Below are 14,124 nucleotides of genomic sequence, written 5' to 3'. Positions count from 1 at the left end.
CCCCGCGTATGCGGGGGTGAGCCCCACGTTCACGAGGACGCCCTGAATGAGGCCAAGTATTCCCCGCGTATGCGGGGGTGAGCCCCACGTTCACGAGGACGCCCTGAATGAGGCCAAGTATTCCCCGCGTATGCGGGGGTGAGCCCCACGTTCACGAGGACGCCCTGAATGAGGCCAAGTATTCCCCGCGTATGCGGGGGTGAGCCGTAAGTCTACGGCGGAGGATCAAACCGCCCCGGACGACTCCACGGAGACCGACCCCGGCAGGGGAAACTGGGCCGGATGCTGACCTTGGCGCGGTACTGCCGGTCATCGCCCGCCCCGGATACGCGCCCACCCCAGCGACGTGGGCCTAGACCTACGAGCATGTGCCAGGGTCCGATTCTAACCCGGTAGAAGGACAGCAATCCCCACAGGCGTGCGGGTGGCTATCCCCGAGGAACACGTAGGGTACATCACCCCGCGCTCCGGGATGGCCTCCCAGCGTGGACTGACGGTGCTCAATGCTTCCGACGCAGGCTACTGGGGTGAGATCGAGGTGTTACTGGTGAATCACGGGCACGAAGTGGTGGAGATTGAGGTGGGGCGCGCATCGCCGTTCGTCATCCACTCCATCATCACCCCGAGGTCAAGCAGGTGGACGCTCTGCCCGCGACCGAGTGCGGCGAGGAAGAGTTCGGCTCCACAGGGGCCTAGCTAGGCTAGGCGGCCGCGAGCTTCTGTGCACGCTGGTAGGATACCCCCAAAAGCTCGCCAATGTCCCGCACCGTGAGCCCCTGCTGCGCGAAAGCCCGTGCCGCTTCACGCATAGCTCGGCTGGCGGAGTCCTGGGCGAGCCGGGCGGCCTCCGCTAGCTCGCGGGCGTGTGATGCCTGGGCTTCAATGTCTGGGGAGACGTGGATGATGAATTCGCAGGCTTCCGGGTCGTCTACGTCGTCGGCTAGAAGGGCGATGTCGTAGGCCAGGGCGGGGATTTGATCGAGGCGCCGGGCCTGGGTGGCAAAGCCCTCGATGTCCTTACTGGTGGCGACCCACCACCCCCCATCCCGCCAGGTGTTGATGTGGACTTTCATTCATTTGCTCCAATCTGCTTGCGAATGGCTCGTGCTAGGGATTCTTGGATTTCGTTGTGGCGGGGGATGAAGGTGGTGCGCTTGCCAATTCTGACCTTGGTGTGTGACCCACCTTCGGTGATGGTGATGTCCTGGCCGCTCTCCTTGGCGTAGGTTTTCAGCTCCTTGAGGAGCTTCTGCCTCCTTGTCATGAATGTAGTCTACACCACTAGACAAGATCTAGTCAATATGTGGCGACAACTTTTGCTGAAATACCCCATTAGCGGCAGGAATGGGGTGAAGTCCATGACTAAATGCCTTCGCGTCGGCTGTCCGTATCCTCGTGCAGTACCAGGCTCTGACGGCCTCGGGTTCTGTCCGCCCACTAACGATAAATGCGTTTCGGCGCCATCGGGGTCGACCACATCCCCCGCGTGTGAGAGTGCTCCATCGAAGCCTCGTCCACCTTATCCAGGTATTCCCCGCGTATGCGGGGTGAGACTTTATATCCCTTCAAATGTGAAAAGATACAGAGCCTCGCAGATGAAGTATCGGGATTGTCAAAGAAACTTTCCCTGATTAGATGGGAAGCGTAGGGCAGGGAGATGCGTTCCGCCATTGCTGCTGGAGTGGTATCATGAAGTTGGATATTGGTGAAGAGGTATCTGCATACACTGGAGTAAGTCATGAGGTATTGGGGGTTCCTAACGGCCCTGCGGATTGTGTCATAGCCCTTCATGATAATCTGGAAGGGTTAGAGGTGGTCAATGAAACTAACGGAGATAAGGGGCAGGTTAAGAATATATGCCGCGATTAGGTTGATGATGGAACGCTTAAAATTAACGCCCCTGAGTAGAATTGCAGCGCTGGTATTTGCACCGGGGCTTCTCGTTGCAGGATGTTCTCCTGGTGTAGGTGGAAAAATTACCGATGCCATCCTCAATTCTCAGGATAGTTTCCGTCTGAGCGGCGCTTTCGATGAACCCATTTCAGAGGCCTATGTTTTCTGTGAGTATCACGATGAAGATCGAGGCGAAGGGTTGGGGTTTAAGGAGAGTGATTTTTTCAGCATTAAACGCAATTCCAAATCCTGGGAAACTCATACAGGAATAGGGGTCAAATTTAAAGACGGTAAAGAAGAACCTACGGTTGAGTGGTTTGATCCAACGAAGATAGATGCATGTCCGGGATCGGATTCGTACAAGAAGATTGATCCCGAGAAACCAATCAACATCGAGAAGAGGATTGTTGAATTTTCCAGCGCGGGTTCGTCCCTGGGAGAAAAAGAAGTAAAAGTGGTCCACTACCAGGAGTAGAAATTGACTCCTGTAGGATCTAGCGTAAAAACCTAGACTCCCGCTAACCCTGGTTGTGACATATGGCCGGGGGGGTAGCGTATTGCCTGAATATGCGAGGAAGGGCTAGTTTGACATCCGGCTAGCGCACGTGATCTTAAGATGAATCGTGAAGTCATTTTCCATTGTGGGAGGGTAGTATGAAATTTGAGTATGACTCGGAAGCTGATGCGGCATACATCTGGCTCGCGGGGTGTGGAGAAACATCTGAGAAACAGATATCGGGTATATCCATTGATGGGATGGATGGTGAGATTGAGATTGATCTCAATGGTGAGGGGCGGGTCATTGGCATAGAGTTTGTTGGTGCTTCTTGTATCCTTCCAGTGGAAATGATAGGGAAGAAATAGTTTGCCGTACAAGTATCTCGCGATTTCTATCCTCGTGAGGCCGGTAGGTATCGCCGTACGGCGGGTGCGGGTGTTGCCTAAGTTACCGCGGTCCTCCGCCAGCCCTGCTTCTACCCGGGGACTGTTTCTGGCGCTCCTCGTACGTTCTCGGGTGGGTACCGGTGGGTTCGAGGGTAGGGGAGTGACGGATAGCAACTATCCGTAGAATCGAGGGCTCTTACGAGCAGAAAAGATGACGATTCACGCTTGCGGGAGTCCGCAGCCACGAGGTTAAAAGTGGAAAACGCGGCACGAGGACCGTCCGCTTACAGCACGGATAATCCAACACTGCGGATTCTCCGCGAAGCGCGAGCGGAGGGTGCCTTACCTTGTGTTTGTTGCCTTCGTGTTGTCGCTGTTCCCGCGCCCTTTCCTGTTGAGCAGACATGCGGCCAGGGCGCCTGCGATGAGGCCGGAGATGGGCGCGATTACCTCACTTGGCGCGCCCGTGAGGTGGAGCAACCATCCGGTGACCACGGCCACGGCAACCGCGATTGAGATAGCAATTGCTAGGGCTTTGTTCCTCATATCGTTGTTTGTCTCCTTGTTGTTGTATCTATTACCTACACCATAGGTGCGGCGAGGCAGGCTCTGCTTTCCGCGCCCCGTCTGGGTGTGCGTGAAAAGTCGAATGTGCAGGTGAAGGCCGCATACTTCATGCAGGCGGTACGCGGTTGCCCTCGGTGCGCTCAAGCGGGCGAGCGAGGGCGCCTCTTCTCGCCTCACGCAGGAATTCGTAGCGAAGGACAACGGGAGTGTCACGCGGGGGTCGTCCAGATACCTTGTCATGGGTCACTCTGCCTTTGCCCTCGACTCGTGCCCGTTCCCCCCCCCTCCGAGCGCAGCGGTGATGGATCGGCGGGGCGGAGACCGAAACCCCTGAACACAGGTACTCCGCAGGCCCACGCCCCGCTTCCAGCGTCGGCAAGCAAGAGAGGCAGCATGAGGCTCTGCCTGCCTACCGCCTGGCCGCCACCAGCATCCGGTCGATGGCCCCCAGTACCTCGTCCACGTAGGCGGGGTTGACGCCGCGCTCCCAGCGGGCGGCGAGCAGTTCCTGCTGGGCGGCCTGGAGCGCACCCACTCGCACCCTTCCGGCGGCGTCGCGCCAGCGGGTCAGCTCCTCGTGGCGCTCCTCGTCGCCGTCGAATTGCCTCTCGAGCCACCCGTGCATGGCGGCGGTCGCCTCGTGCGGCAGGGACTCGGACTGCTCCTGAATGTACTGGTAGGAGGCAGTCCAGGCGCGGCGTCGCAAGGCGGCGAGGGCCTGGTCCCCGGCGGCGTCGGGCCCGTATTCCAGGTTCAGCCTTCCCATGAGCCAGGGCAGGGTGAGGCCGGGGATCACCATGGTGCACAGCAGCACGGTCAGGGCGATCACGGCGGCCTCGCGGTGCAGCGTCTCGGAGATGCTGGCGGGGATGGAGAGCACGAGGGCGAGGGTGACCAGCCCGCGCATGCCCGCCCAGGTCATCAGCAGCACCTCCTGGCGCCGCAGCGGGGCGGCGAATTCCCGGCCCCTGCGGGTGTTCCTGCGCAGCGCCAGGGAGAGCCAGGTAAAGCGCACGAGCATGGCCACCAGGGAAAGCGCCACGCCCACCCACACCGCGTGCCAGAGGTCGGCGCCCACCTCGTCGATGGCGGTGCGCACGTTGAGCCCGATTAGCCCGAAGGCCACGCCGGTGAAGAGCATCTCCACGGGCTCCCAGAAGGCCTCGCCGGAGAGCCGGTCCTCCGCGCCGAGGGAGGCGCGCGAGTTCATCTCCACGGCGGCGATCACGATGGCGATGACGCCGGAGGCCGCCACCTCCTCGGCCAGGATGTAGACGGTAAAGGGCAGCACCCAGGTCAGGGAGTTGCGGGCGGCGGTGTTGTCCACGTGGTCGGTAAACCAGGCGGCGGCGCGCCCCACGGCCAGGCCGATGAGCACGGCCCCGGCCACGGACCAGGCGAAGCTCCCGATCCCGTGCAACCAAGAAAGGTCGGAGCCGGCGAGGGCGGCCCCGAGGGCCACGTGGAAGGCCACGATGGAGGCGGCGTCGTTGAACAGACCCTCGGTTTGCAGCGAGGTGGTGATGCGCTTGGGGATTCCCACGGGCTCCGCCACGGCGTCCACGGCCACGGGGTCCGGCGGGGCGAGCGCGGCGGCGAGCACGATCGCCCCGGTGAGTCCCACGCCGGGCAGCAGGAGGAGGACGGAGCCGGTCAGCGCGGCGATGGTGGCAAAGACGAGGAGCACCGACATCCACACGATGGTGGACATCTGGGTCTTGATCACGGACCAGGAGGTGCGCCGCGCCAGGGCCCAGAGCAGCGGGGGAAGGAAGATGGGCAGCATGAGTTCCGCGGGGATGCTCAGGGAGGTATCCCAGGGGAGGAACACGCCGCCGGCGGCGACCAGGGTGAGCAGGACGGGCCAGGGCAGGCCGAGGCGATCGCCCAGGGCTACCACTACCACCGTGGCTAGGAGCAGCCCTGAAAGCATGAGCAGGGTAGTCATAAGTGCCTTTATACACTGGTCCTTTGACATTACGGGTTAATTAATCGGGCCACTCCGCCGCTGCTTGCGCGCGGTTGTACGATGTTCCTCATGCGTTTTGGTCGTATTGCAACTCCCGAGGGCATGTGCTTTTGCGTTATCGACGACGAGGGCACCACCGCCAAGCAAATCGAGGGGACCCCCTTTACCCCGCCCAAGTACACCGGAAAGGAGTGGCCGCTCAGCGAGGTTCGCCTCCTGGCCCCCATGCTGCCGAGCAAGGTGGTGGCCATCGGGCGCAACTACGCGGATCACGTGGCGGAGGTGTTTCAGCAGTCTGCGGAGACCCTGCCGCCCACGCTGTTCTTGAAGCCGCCGACGGCCGTGGTGGGCCCGGGCGCGCCGATTAGGATCCCCGAGTTTGCCACCCGGGTGGAGTTCGAGGGCGAGCTGGCCCTGGTGATCGCCAAGCCCTGCAAGAACGTCAAGGCCGAGGACTGGCGCTCCGTGGTGCTGGGCTACACGGTGGTCAACGACGTCTCCTCCCGCGACCTGCAGTTCTCCGACGGGCAGTGGGCTCGGGCCAAGGGCATCGACACCTTCTGCCCGCTGGGCCCCTGGATCGAGACGCACCTGGAGAACGTGGACGAGCTGCCGATTAAGGCCCGCCTGACCCACGAGGGCGTCACGGAGGTCAAGCAGGATTCCAACTCCAACCAGATGATTATGAACCTGGGCGAGGTCATCGAGTTCATCACGGCCTCGATGACGCTGCTTCCCGGGGACATCATCTGCACCGGCTCCCCGGCGGGCACGGCGGCGATGGAGCCGGGCGATTACATCGAGATCGAGATCCCCGGCGTGGGCACACTGGGCAACCCGGTGGAGCGGGCGTAGGCGCCGCCCGCTCACGGGGCTGCGGGCCCTGGCGGCGCGGTCGACGCCGCCGCGCAGAAAGAACTCCCGCTAGCGCAGCCGCGCGCCCTCGCTGAGGTCAAAGAGGTGGCGCAGCACTTCTCCGCCGCTGGCGCGCAGCCCGTTGTGCTCGTGCTCGCTGGTGATCAGGGTGCGCAGTCCCGGCATGAGGCGGGCGGTGTCCAGCGAGTATTCGAGGGGAACGTAGGCGTCCTTGGCGTAGATCGCGGCCGCACCCTGGGCCTCGCGCAGCGCGTCGGCGTCGTAGAGCCTCGGCCACGGGGTGCGGGCGATGTCCTCGGCCGCCTGCTTCCAGGGGCGGAAGGCGGGCACGGTGTCGAGCCATTCGGGGTGTACGTGCTCGCCGGTGAGCAGGGTGGGGTCCTCCCGGTAGTCCCGGGGCAGCGCGCGGTGGGCCGCCCACCCGGTGGTGGCGCCGTTGGCGTAGCAGGACTCGTGCAGGACGTAGTACAGGGGGTTGCGCCCGCCAAAGGGCAGGGCGGCGGCGAGGTCGTGGGGGAAGGCGGGGCCGTCCCAGGGCAGCTCCAAGAGGTCGTGGAGCTGTAGCCAGCCGTCGTTGGTGCCCAGCAGGTGACCCACGCTGCGCAGGCGCGAGGGGCTGACCACCTCGGAGTCGGGCAGCACCAGCTCCCCGCGCGCGGCGCGCTCCATCAGCTCCGCCATGCGGGGGCGATGCGCGGGGAAGCGCCGGTAGTAGTCCTCGCTGTGCTCGCGCATGGCGGCGTAGGTGGCGGCGTAGATCTCCTCGGGGGAGTGGGTGATCGAGGGCAGCCCGCCGGTGAAGAACGCCCGGTCGAGGGAGCCCGGGTGGGCGCTGAGGTAGCGCAGGGCGCTAAAGCCGCCGAAGGACTGCCCCAGCACGCTCCAGGCGCGCAGCCCCAGGTGTTCGCGCAGGTCCTCGGCGTCCTCCACGATGGCGTCGGCACGCAGGTGGCGCAGGTACTCCGCGGGCCGCGGCGCGCCCACCGGTGTGGAGCGCCCGGTGCCGCGCTGGTCGAGGAGCACCACCTGGTAGCGCTCCAGGGCCACCGGCATCCAGGAGGGCCACAGGCGCGGGGCCTCGCACCCGGGCCCGCCCTGGAGGTAGAGCAGGTGCGGCAGACCCGCGTCCCGGCTGAGCACGCGGGCAAAGACCTCCACGGTGCGCCCGTCGTCGGGGCGCGCCCGGTCGAGCGGCACGGTGATCGTGTGGTCCTGGACGTGAAGGTTTCTCATTGCTCCATGCCTACCGCGCGGCGCGGGCGCGCACAACCGGGCACGCAACCCCTACGGGCGGGTGTGGCGCGGGCCGGGGTGTGGTGAAATAGGGAATATGAGTGACATTCGCGTGAGATTCTGTCCGTCGCCCACCGGCACCCCGCACGTGGGCATGGTGCGCACCGCCCTGTTCAACTGGGCGTACGCCCGGCATACCGGAGGGCGCATGGTGTTTCGCATCGAGGACACGGACGCCGCGCGCGATTCCGAGGAGTCCTACGAGGCGATCATCCGCTCCCTGCGCTGGCTGGGCCTGGACTGGGACGAGGGCATCGACGTGGGCGGCCCGCAGGAGCCCTACCGGCAGTCGCGCCGCATGGACATCTATGCCGACGTGCTGAACAAGCTGATCGACGCCGGGGAGGTCTACCCCGCGTACTCCACGGCCGAGGAGGTCAAGGAGCGCCACATCGCGGCGGGCCGGGACCCGCAGCTCGGCTACGACAACTTCGACCGCGACCTCACCCAGGAGCAGATCGACGCCTTCGAGGCCGAGGGGCGCAAGCCCGTGTGGCGCCTGCGCATGCCGGATCACGACTGGTCCTGGCACGACCTGGTGCGCGGGGACATGACCTTCAAGGCGGAGACGCAGCCCGACTACGTGGTGGCGCGCTCCAACGGCCAGCCCCTCTACACGCTGGTCAACCCCGTGGACGACGCCCTGATGGGCATCACCCACGTGCTGCGCGGCGAGGACCTGCTCTCCTCCACCCCGCGCCAGCTCGCCCTCTACGAGGCGCTGATCCGTATCGGCGTGGCCACCGCCGTGCCGCAGTTTGCGCACCTGCCCTTCGTGATGGGCGAGGGCAACAAGAAGCTCTCCAAGCGCGATCCCGAGTCCAACCTGTTCAACCACGTGGAGGCGGGCATCATCCCCGAGGGCATGCTGAACTACCTGGCCCTGCTGGGGTGGTCGCTGTCCTCGGAGAAGGACATCTTCTCCCGGGAGGAGATGGTGGAGGCCTTCGACGTGGCCGATGTGCTGGGCAACCCGGCCCGCTTTGACCAGAAGAAGCTGGAGGCCATCAACGCCGATCAGATCCGCCTGCTCGACCCGGCGGACTTCCGCGAGCGCCTGCGCGCCTACCTCACCGAGCACACGGACTTCCCCGCGGACTACCCGGAGGACAAGTTCGCCTTTGCCGCCGAGCTGGTGCACACCCGGATCAAGGTGCTGGGCGACGCCTACGGCCTGCTGAGGTTCCTGGTCGTGGCGGACGAGGACCTGGAGCTGGACGAGAAGGCCGCGCGCAAGAACCTCAAGGAGGACGCCGTGGCGGTGCTGGACGCCTCCCTGGAGCGCCTCGAGGCGCTGGGGGAGTGGACCCACCCGGAGATCGAGAAGGCGCTGTCCACCGCGCTCATCGAGGAGATGGGGCTCAAGCCCCGCAAGGCCTACGGCGCGCTGCGCGTGGGGCTGACGGGCGCGGCGGTCTCCCCGCCGCTGTTCGAGTCCATGGAGCTGCTGGGCCGGGAGTCCACGCTGGCCCGCCTGCGCGCCGCCCGCGCACAGACCCCGTTTAGCGCCTAAGAAAACCGCTGCTACCTGGCAGTTTGTCCCCGTTGCGGCGTTGTGGTTATAGTATTCCCCGTTGCACGGCACGGAGACGCTGCCAGTAAGCAACAATGGCCTATGGTGTAATTGGCAACACTACGGTTTCTGGTACCGTCATTCTAGGTTCGAGTCCTGGTAGGCCAGCAGCGATGTTTATCGCCGCGCCCCGTTCGTCTAGCGGCCTAGGACGCCGGCCTCTCACGCCGGTAACACGGGTTCAAATCCCGTACGGGGTACCATCGCATCCCCCACCGATATGCTCGGTGGGGGATTTTTGCGTATCCGTCCCTTGTCCCGTCATGTTGCCGCGTCGCCGTCAAGCCCTGCCGCCGCATTGCTGCGCCGCCGCGCCCCGGCACCACCCAGAAGGAATCATCGTTCCCATGCCTTTCCCGACCGCCCCGACCCAATCCTCCCGACGCCGCCCGGGCGTGGCCCTCCTGGTGGGCCTGCTCGCCGGGCTCCTCTCCGGTATCGTCAAGTTCGGCTGGGAGGTGCCCTTCCCGCCCCGCACCCCGGAGCGCAACGCCACCAACCCGCCGCAGGCGCTCCTGGAGATGCTCGGGATGAGCCCGGAGAGCACCCACGCCACCTACTCCTATCTGGGCAACGATCTGCCCTACGTGAGCTTTATCCTCCACTTCGCCTTCTCCCTCTCCTTCGCCGTGCTGTACTGCGTGGCGGCGGAGTACTGGCCCGCCATCAAGGCGTGGCAGGGGGCCATCTTTGGCGTGGCCGTGTACGCCGCCTTCCACGTGGTCCTCATGCCGGCGCTCGGGGTGGTGCCCGCGCCGTGGGATCAGCCCCTGGGCGAGCACGCCTCGGAGTTCTTCGGGCACATCGTGTGGATGTGGAGCATCGAGATCGTGCGCCGGGACCTGCGCAACCGGATCACGGGGCGGCCAGACGCCGAGGCGGAATGATCCCCGCAGCGGGCCGTTTTTACCGCCTTGAGCAGCGGGTTTGTGCGTGGGCTCGTGCTTACATTACTGTAATCCCAGTCAGCACGACGAGCCCCGTTCGTCTAGCGGCCTAGGACGCCGGCCTCTCACGCCGGTAACACGGGTTCAAATCCCGTACGGGGTACAGTGAACAGCCGCGATCTTCTTGTGAAGGTCGCGGCTTTGTTGTTGTTGTTGTTGGCGTTCCGTGGGGCTGGGGGCTTGTTCTCGTGACCCCGGGCCTGCGTAGGCGATGGGCTTCTTGTAACGGGGAATAACCGCACCGCCCCCGCGCGTTAGGGATATGGTCACCGAGAATCGTACCGAAAGGCAACCGTGAACATCCTGCTCATCAACGCCCACCACGCCTACCCCAACTGGTCCGAGGGCTCCCTGAACCGCGCCGCCGTGGAGGTGGCCAGGGACTTTTTCGTCTCCCGGGGGCACGCCGTGGAGGAGACGATCATCGACGCGGGCTACGATCCCGAGGAGGAGGTGCGCAAGCACCTCGCCGCCGATGTGGTGATCCTGCAGACCCCGGCGAACTGGTTCTCCGCGCCGTGGACGTGGAAGAAGTACGCGGACGAGGTCTTTAACGAGGGGCTGCACCAGCAGTCGCTGCTCACCGGAGACGGCCGTACCCGCTCGGACCTCGGCATTCCCTACGGCTCCGGGGGTAAGATGGCGGGCCGCACGTTCATGGTCTCCGCCACCTGGAACGCCCCGCGCGCGGCCTTCGACGCCCCGGATAACCCCGTGTTCCGGGGCCGCAGCACCGCCGACGCGTGGTCGAGCGTCACCGCCATCTACCGCTTCTGCGGCTACGGCATTGCCCCGGACTTCAACATCTTCGACATCTTTAAGAACCCCACGGTGGGGGAGGACCTGCGCGCCTACGAGGAGCACCTGGGCCGCCACATCCTGGGCGAGGAGAGCGCAGCAGACGAGGCATAGGGCGGTACCGCTTTGCCTCCTTCAGCTCCCTCTCAGGCTTGCGCGGGGGACTCTCCCTTCGTCTAAAGTAGTGCGGTGTGAAGCGCCTTCAATCCACCGTCGCCGCCCTCGCGGCCAGCGTGTCTCTCCTTATCGCAGGCAACGCCAGCGCCTCGGCCCTGGAACTTCCCGCCGAGCTGAGTTCCCTCCCGCAGCGGCTGCTGGGCGGGGAGCTGCGCGAGATCACCCTTCCGGTGCCCAACGGGCCGGATCGCAGCTACCTCGTGAGCGTGAGCCGGAACTACAACCCGCTCAAGCCCGCCCCGGTGCTCCTCGCCTTCGGCGGCTGGGGCGATAGCCCGGAGAAGTTCCGCGGCTATTCCGGGTACGCCGGCTCCGGCGCGGCGGACGAGGCCATCGTGATCTACCCGCGCGGGGTGGAGAACGCCTGGGCCGGAGGTCCCTACGCCAAGACCAGCGCGGAGCAGGACATCGCGGCGGTGCGCCAGATCGTGGATCAGGTCTCCCTGGTGCTCAACGTGGACCGCAGCCGCGTGTACGCGGCGGGCATGTCCAACGGTGGCGGCATGGCGTCCACCCTGGCATGCAAGGCCCCGGACCTGGTGGCGGGCGTGGCGGTGGTCTCCGGCGCCTATTACCTGCCCACGCACCAGGGGTGCGCCGGGGAGGCCGTGCCGTTCATGGACATCCACGGCGACGCCGATCCCATCGCCCCCTACGAGGGCGGCTCGCGGCACGGCGTCCCGGTGGCGCGCACCAGGGACGTGGTGGCCTCCTACGCCGCGCGCAACGGCTGCACGGGCCAGGAGCGCAACGGCACGGCGACCTCGCACACCGGGTGCGCGCGCCCGGTGGAGGAGGTGCTGGTGCCCGGCGGCGGGCACGAGTGGTACTCCAACCCCAGCGCGGCGGACCTGACCTGGAACTTCCTGAAGAACCAGCGCAAGGCCTAGAGCGCCTGGGCGAGGCCGCGGGCGCAGCGGAGGATTTCTTCCCCCCAGAGTTCCCCGGGGCTGGGGCGTAGCCGCTCGGAGACCCCGGAGAGCGAGAGCACGGCGAGGAACTCCCCGGCGGAGTTGTGCACGGGGGCGGACAGGCTGGACAGGCCCACCTCGCGCTCCCCGACGGAGTCCGCCCAGCCGCGCCGCGCGGCCTCGTCGAGGGCGGCGGCGTCGAACGCGGCCTCGGGGAGGATCGCCGCGCGCAGCTCGGGGGAGCCGTAGGCGAGGAAGATCTTGGCGGCGGAGCCCGCCGTCAGTGGCATGCGGGAGCCGATGGGCACGGTGTTTTGCAGCCCGGAGGAGGGCTCGAGGGCCGCGATGCAGGTGCGGGAGGTGCCGGTGAGCTGGTAGAGCTGCACGGATTCCCCGGTCTGCTCCATGAGCGCGGACATGGTGGGGGTGGCGGCGTCGATAAGCTGATTCTTGGATCGGGCGCCGATGGAGGTCAGGGTGGGGCCGATGGCCCACTTGCCGTCGGCCGTGCGGGCGAGGATGCGGTGGGCCTCGAGCGCGGTGGCCAGCCGGTGCGCGGTGGCGCGCGGCAGCTCGGTGGCCTCGCTCAGCTCGGTCAGGCTGCGCGGCTGGTGCGCCACCGTCATCATGATGGAGACGGCTCGGTCGAGCACCTTGATGCCGGAGGCGTCGTAATGTCCCATGCCGCGATCCTATCATTCCGCTGGGTGAGAAGTTAGGGGGACATAAGGTGATCTGGCTCCGGGGATCGGGTAAGCTGTCCCGCACAGTGACACACAGGTTTCACATAATGAAACAGGAGCGCCGTTATGAGTGAGAAGTTAACGCTGGCGGAGAAGGTCTGGCGGGATCACGTGGTCTCCCCGGGCAAGAACGGGGAGCCGGACCTGCTCTACATCGATCTGCAACTGCTCCACGAGGTCACCTCCCCGCAGGCCTTCGACGGCCTGCGCATGGCGGGCCGCGCGCTGCGCCGCCCCGACCTGCACCTGGCCACCGAGGACCACAACGTGCCCACCGAGGGGGTCATCGGCGGCAACCTGCTGGACATCGCGGACCAGACCTCGCGTACGCAGGTGGCCACCCTGCGCAAGAACTGCGAGGAGTTCGGCATCCGCCTGCACCCCATGGGAGACGTCCGCCAGGGCATCGTGCACACCGTGGGCCCGCAGCTCGGGGCCACCCAGCCGGGCATGACCATCGTGTGCGGGGATTCCCACACCTCCACCCACGGCGCCTTCGGCTCGATCGCCATGGGCATCGGCACCTCCGAGGTGGAGCACGTCATGGCCACGCAGACGCTCTCGCTCAAGCCCTTCAAGACCATGGCCATCGAGGTCTCGGGCACCCTCCAGCCGGGCGTGACGGCCAAGGACCTGATCCTGGCGATCATCGCCAAGATCGGCACTGGCGGCGGGCAGGGCCACATCATCGAATACCGGGGCGAGGCCATCCGCAAGCTCTCGATGGAGGCCCGGATGACCATCTGCAACATGTCCATCGAGGCCGGGGCGCGCGCCGGCATGATCGCGCCGGACGAGACCACCTTCGAGTACGTCAAGGGCCGGGAGCTGGCGCCCACCGGCGAGCAGTGGGACGCCGCCGTGGAGTACTGGCGCACGCTGCCCACCGACGAGGGCGCCACCTTTGACACGGTGGTGCACATCGACGGCGACGCCCTCACCCCGTTCGTGACCTGGGGGACCAACCCCGGCCAGGGGCTGCCCCTGTCCGCCAGCGTCCCGGACCCCGAGGACTTCACCAACGAGGCGGACAAGGCGGCCGCCGCCAAGGCGCTCGACTACATGGACCTCACCCCAGGCATCCCGCTGCGCGAGATCGCCATCGACACCGTGTTCCTCGGCTCCTGCACCAACGCGCGGATCGAGGACCTGCGCGCCGCCGCCGAGGTGCTGCGCGGGCGGCGCATCGCCCCGGGGCTGCGCATGATGGTGGTGCCCTCCTCCACGATGGTCAAGCGGCAGGCCGAGGAGGAGGGCCTGGATCGGGTGTTCCTCGAGGCGGGCGCGGAGTGGCGCACCGCGGGCTGCTCGATGTGCCTGGGCATGAACCCCGATCAGCTCCGTCCCGGAGAGCGCTCGGCCTCCACCTCCAACCGCAACTTCGAGGGGCGCCAGGGCCCCGGCGGGCGCACCCACCTCGTCTCGCCCCCGGTGGCCGCCGCCACGGCCATCGCCGGGCACCTGGCCAGCCCCGCAGACATCTCTTCCTAAG

14 protein-coding genes, 3 tRNA genes and 1 pseudogene are annotated in these 14,124 nt (G+C 65.9%); 13 read left to right on the top strand and 5 right to left on the bottom strand.

All coding sequences use genetic code 11. The annotated features are described in order from the left end of the window. Positions 1–403: 403 nt before the first annotated feature. A pseudogene (locus B140_RS14635) lies at positions 404–700 on the top strand (hypothetical protein); the annotation flags it as partial. 1 nt (position 701) lies between these two features. Here B140_RS14635 and B140_RS0106890 read toward each other — a convergent pair. Beyond that, positions 702–1,073, bottom strand: a complete 372-nt coding sequence (locus B140_RS0106890; protein WP_018118623.1) for a hypothetical protein — start codon at positions 1,071–1,073, stop codon at positions 702–704. Beyond that, on the bottom strand, positions 1,070–1,264 hold the full coding sequence (locus B140_RS13355) for a hypothetical protein (RefSeq protein ID WP_083912266.1): 195 nt from the start codon (positions 1,262–1,264) through the stop codon (positions 1,070–1,072). Before B140_RS13355 ends, B140_RS0106890 begins: the two co-directional genes overlap by 4 nt. Before the next feature lie 371 nt (positions 1,265–1,635). Here B140_RS13355 and B140_RS14630 point away from each other — a divergent pair, with 371 nt between their 5' ends. The 3 genes from B140_RS14630 (at position 1,636) to B140_RS13350 (ending at position 2,757) form a co-directional block, all read left to right on the top strand. Further along, the gene (locus B140_RS14630) at positions 1,636–1,869 is read left to right on the top strand and encodes a DUF6973 domain-containing protein (RefSeq protein ID WP_425304661.1); all 234 of its coding nucleotides are present in this window, start codon (positions 1,636–1,638) and stop codon (positions 1,867–1,869) included. 4 nt (positions 1,870–1,873) lie between these two features. Then, positions 1,874–2,368, top strand: coding sequence for a hypothetical protein (locus tag B140_RS13755; RefSeq protein ID WP_156801685.1), 495 nt, complete (start codon positions 1,874–1,876; stop codon positions 2,366–2,368). 179 nt (positions 2,369–2,547) lie between these two features. Beyond that, positions 2,548–2,757, top strand: coding sequence for a DUF2283 domain-containing protein (locus B140_RS13350; RefSeq protein ID WP_083912265.1), 210 nt, complete (start codon positions 2,548–2,550; stop codon positions 2,755–2,757). 997 nt (positions 2,758–3,754) lie between these two features. Here B140_RS13350 and B140_RS0106885 read toward each other — a convergent pair. After that, entirely contained in the window at positions 3,755–5,293 is a 1,539-nt protein-coding gene (locus B140_RS0106885) for a cation:proton antiporter (protein WP_018118622.1), read from the bottom strand. Positions 5,294–5,383: 90 nt separating this feature from the next. On the opposite strand from B140_RS0106885, the gene B140_RS0106880 reads away from it, so the two are divergent. After that, positions 5,384–6,169, top strand: coding sequence for a fumarylacetoacetate hydrolase family protein (locus tag B140_RS0106880; protein ID WP_026166088.1), 786 nt, complete (start codon positions 5,384–5,386; stop codon positions 6,167–6,169). 69 nt (positions 6,170–6,238) lie between these two features. Here B140_RS0106880 and B140_RS0106875 read toward each other — a convergent pair whose 3' ends face one another. Then, complete coding sequence (locus B140_RS0106875; protein WP_018118620.1) at positions 6,239–7,423, bottom strand: alpha/beta fold hydrolase; 1,185 nt, start codon at positions 7,421–7,423, stop codon at positions 6,239–6,241. A gap of 97 nt (positions 7,424–7,520) precedes the next feature. Between B140_RS0106875 and gltX the strand changes: the two genes are divergently transcribed. The 7 genes from gltX (at position 7,521) to B140_RS12180 (ending at position 11,868) form a co-directional block, all read left to right on the top strand. After that, positions 7,521–8,996: a glutamate--tRNA ligase gene (gene gltX, locus B140_RS0106870; RefSeq protein WP_051069266.1), complete on the top strand. Its 1,476-nt coding sequence runs from the start codon at positions 7,521–7,523 to the stop codon at positions 8,994–8,996. 96 nt (positions 8,997–9,092) lie between these two features. Next, positions 9,093–9,164, top strand: a tRNA-Gln gene (locus B140_RS0106865). 19 nt (positions 9,165–9,183) lie between these two features. Continuing rightward, a tRNA-Glu gene (locus B140_RS0106860) sits at positions 9,184–9,259 on the top strand. 144 nt (positions 9,260–9,403) lie between these two features. Next, on the top strand, positions 9,404–9,943 hold the full coding sequence (locus B140_RS0106855) for a YagU family protein (RefSeq protein WP_018118618.1): 540 nt from the start codon (positions 9,404–9,406) through the stop codon (positions 9,941–9,943). 90 nt (positions 9,944–10,033) lie between these two features. Next, a tRNA-Glu gene (locus B140_RS0106850) sits at positions 10,034–10,106 on the top strand. 191 nt (positions 10,107–10,297) lie between these two features. Next, on the top strand, positions 10,298–10,915 hold the full coding sequence (locus tag B140_RS0106845) for an NAD(P)H-dependent oxidoreductase (protein ID WP_018118617.1): 618 nt from the start codon (positions 10,298–10,300) through the stop codon (positions 10,913–10,915). Between the two features lie 77 nt (positions 10,916–10,992). Continuing rightward, positions 10,993–11,868 (top strand): CE1 family esterase, encoded by an 876-nt coding sequence (locus B140_RS12180; RefSeq protein WP_018118616.1) that lies wholly within the window; start codon positions 10,993–10,995, stop codon positions 11,866–11,868. Here the strand turns inward: B140_RS12180 and B140_RS0106835 are convergent. Further along, positions 11,865–12,572, bottom strand: coding sequence for an IclR family transcriptional regulator (locus tag B140_RS0106835; protein ID WP_018118615.1), 708 nt, complete (start codon positions 12,570–12,572; stop codon positions 11,865–11,867). The genes B140_RS12180 and B140_RS0106835 overlap by 4 nt on opposite strands. Positions 12,573–12,698: 126 nt before the next feature. Between B140_RS0106835 and leuC the strand changes: the two genes are divergently transcribed. Beyond that, a complete protein-coding gene (gene leuC / locus B140_RS0106830) occupies positions 12,699–14,123 on the top strand; it encodes a 3-isopropylmalate dehydratase large subunit (protein WP_018118614.1) in 1,425 nt (474 codons plus the stop codon). The last annotated feature ends 1 nt before the right edge of the window (position 14,124 follow it).

Origin of the sequence: Corynebacterium mastitidis DSM 44356, assembly GCF_000375365.1 — a bacterium.
GTDB lineage: Bacteria > Actinomycetota > Actinomycetes > Mycobacteriales > Mycobacteriaceae > Corynebacterium > Corynebacterium mastitidis.
Note: the sequence above shows the minus strand (reverse complement) of the source record. Positions and strands in the feature narration are given on the sequence as shown.

What these genes read in the sequence shown, in the direction of transcription:
- B140_RS13350 (WP_083912265.1), top strand. Translation starts at nt 2,548, where the DNA reads ATGAAATTTGAGTATGACTCGGAAGCTGATGCGGCATACATCTGGCTC.
- B140_RS0106890 (WP_018118623.1), bottom strand. Translation starts at nt 1,073, where the DNA reads ATGAAAGTCCACATCAACACCTGGCGGGATGGGGGGTGGTGGGTCGCC.
- gltX (WP_051069266.1), top strand. Translation starts at nt 7,521, where the DNA reads ATGAGTGACATTCGCGTGAGATTCTGTCCGTCGCCCACCGGCACCCCG.
- B140_RS0106880 (WP_026166088.1), top strand. Translation starts at nt 5,384, where the DNA reads ATGCGTTTTGGTCGTATTGCAACTCCCGAGGGCATGTGCTTTTGCGTT.
- B140_RS0106875 (WP_018118620.1), bottom strand. Translation starts at nt 7,423, where the DNA reads ATGAGAAACCTTCACGTCCAGGACCACACGATCACCGTGCCGCTCGAC.
- B140_RS13755 (WP_156801685.1), top strand. Translation starts at nt 1,874, where the DNA reads ATGATGGAACGCTTAAAATTAACGCCCCTGAGTAGAATTGCAGCGCTG.
- B140_RS13355 (WP_083912266.1), bottom strand. Translation starts at nt 1,264, where the DNA reads ATGACAAGGAGGCAGAAGCTCCTCAAGGAGCTGAAAACCTACGCCAAG.
- B140_RS14630 (WP_425304661.1), top strand. Translation starts at nt 1,636, where the DNA reads ATGGGAAGCGTAGGGCAGGGAGATGCGTTCCGCCATTGCTGCTGGAGT.
- B140_RS0106835 (WP_018118615.1), bottom strand. Translation starts at nt 12,572, where the DNA reads ATGGGACATTACGACGCCTCCGGCATCAAGGTGCTCGACCGAGCCGTC.
- B140_RS0106885 (WP_018118622.1), bottom strand. Translation starts at nt 5,293, where the DNA reads ATGACTACCCTGCTCATGCTTTCAGGGCTGCTCCTAGCCACGGTGGTA.
- B140_RS0106855 (WP_018118618.1), top strand. Translation starts at nt 9,404, where the DNA reads ATGCCTTTCCCGACCGCCCCGACCCAATCCTCCCGACGCCGCCCGGGC.
- leuC (WP_018118614.1), top strand. Translation starts at nt 12,699, where the DNA reads ATGAGTGAGAAGTTAACGCTGGCGGAGAAGGTCTGGCGGGATCACGTG.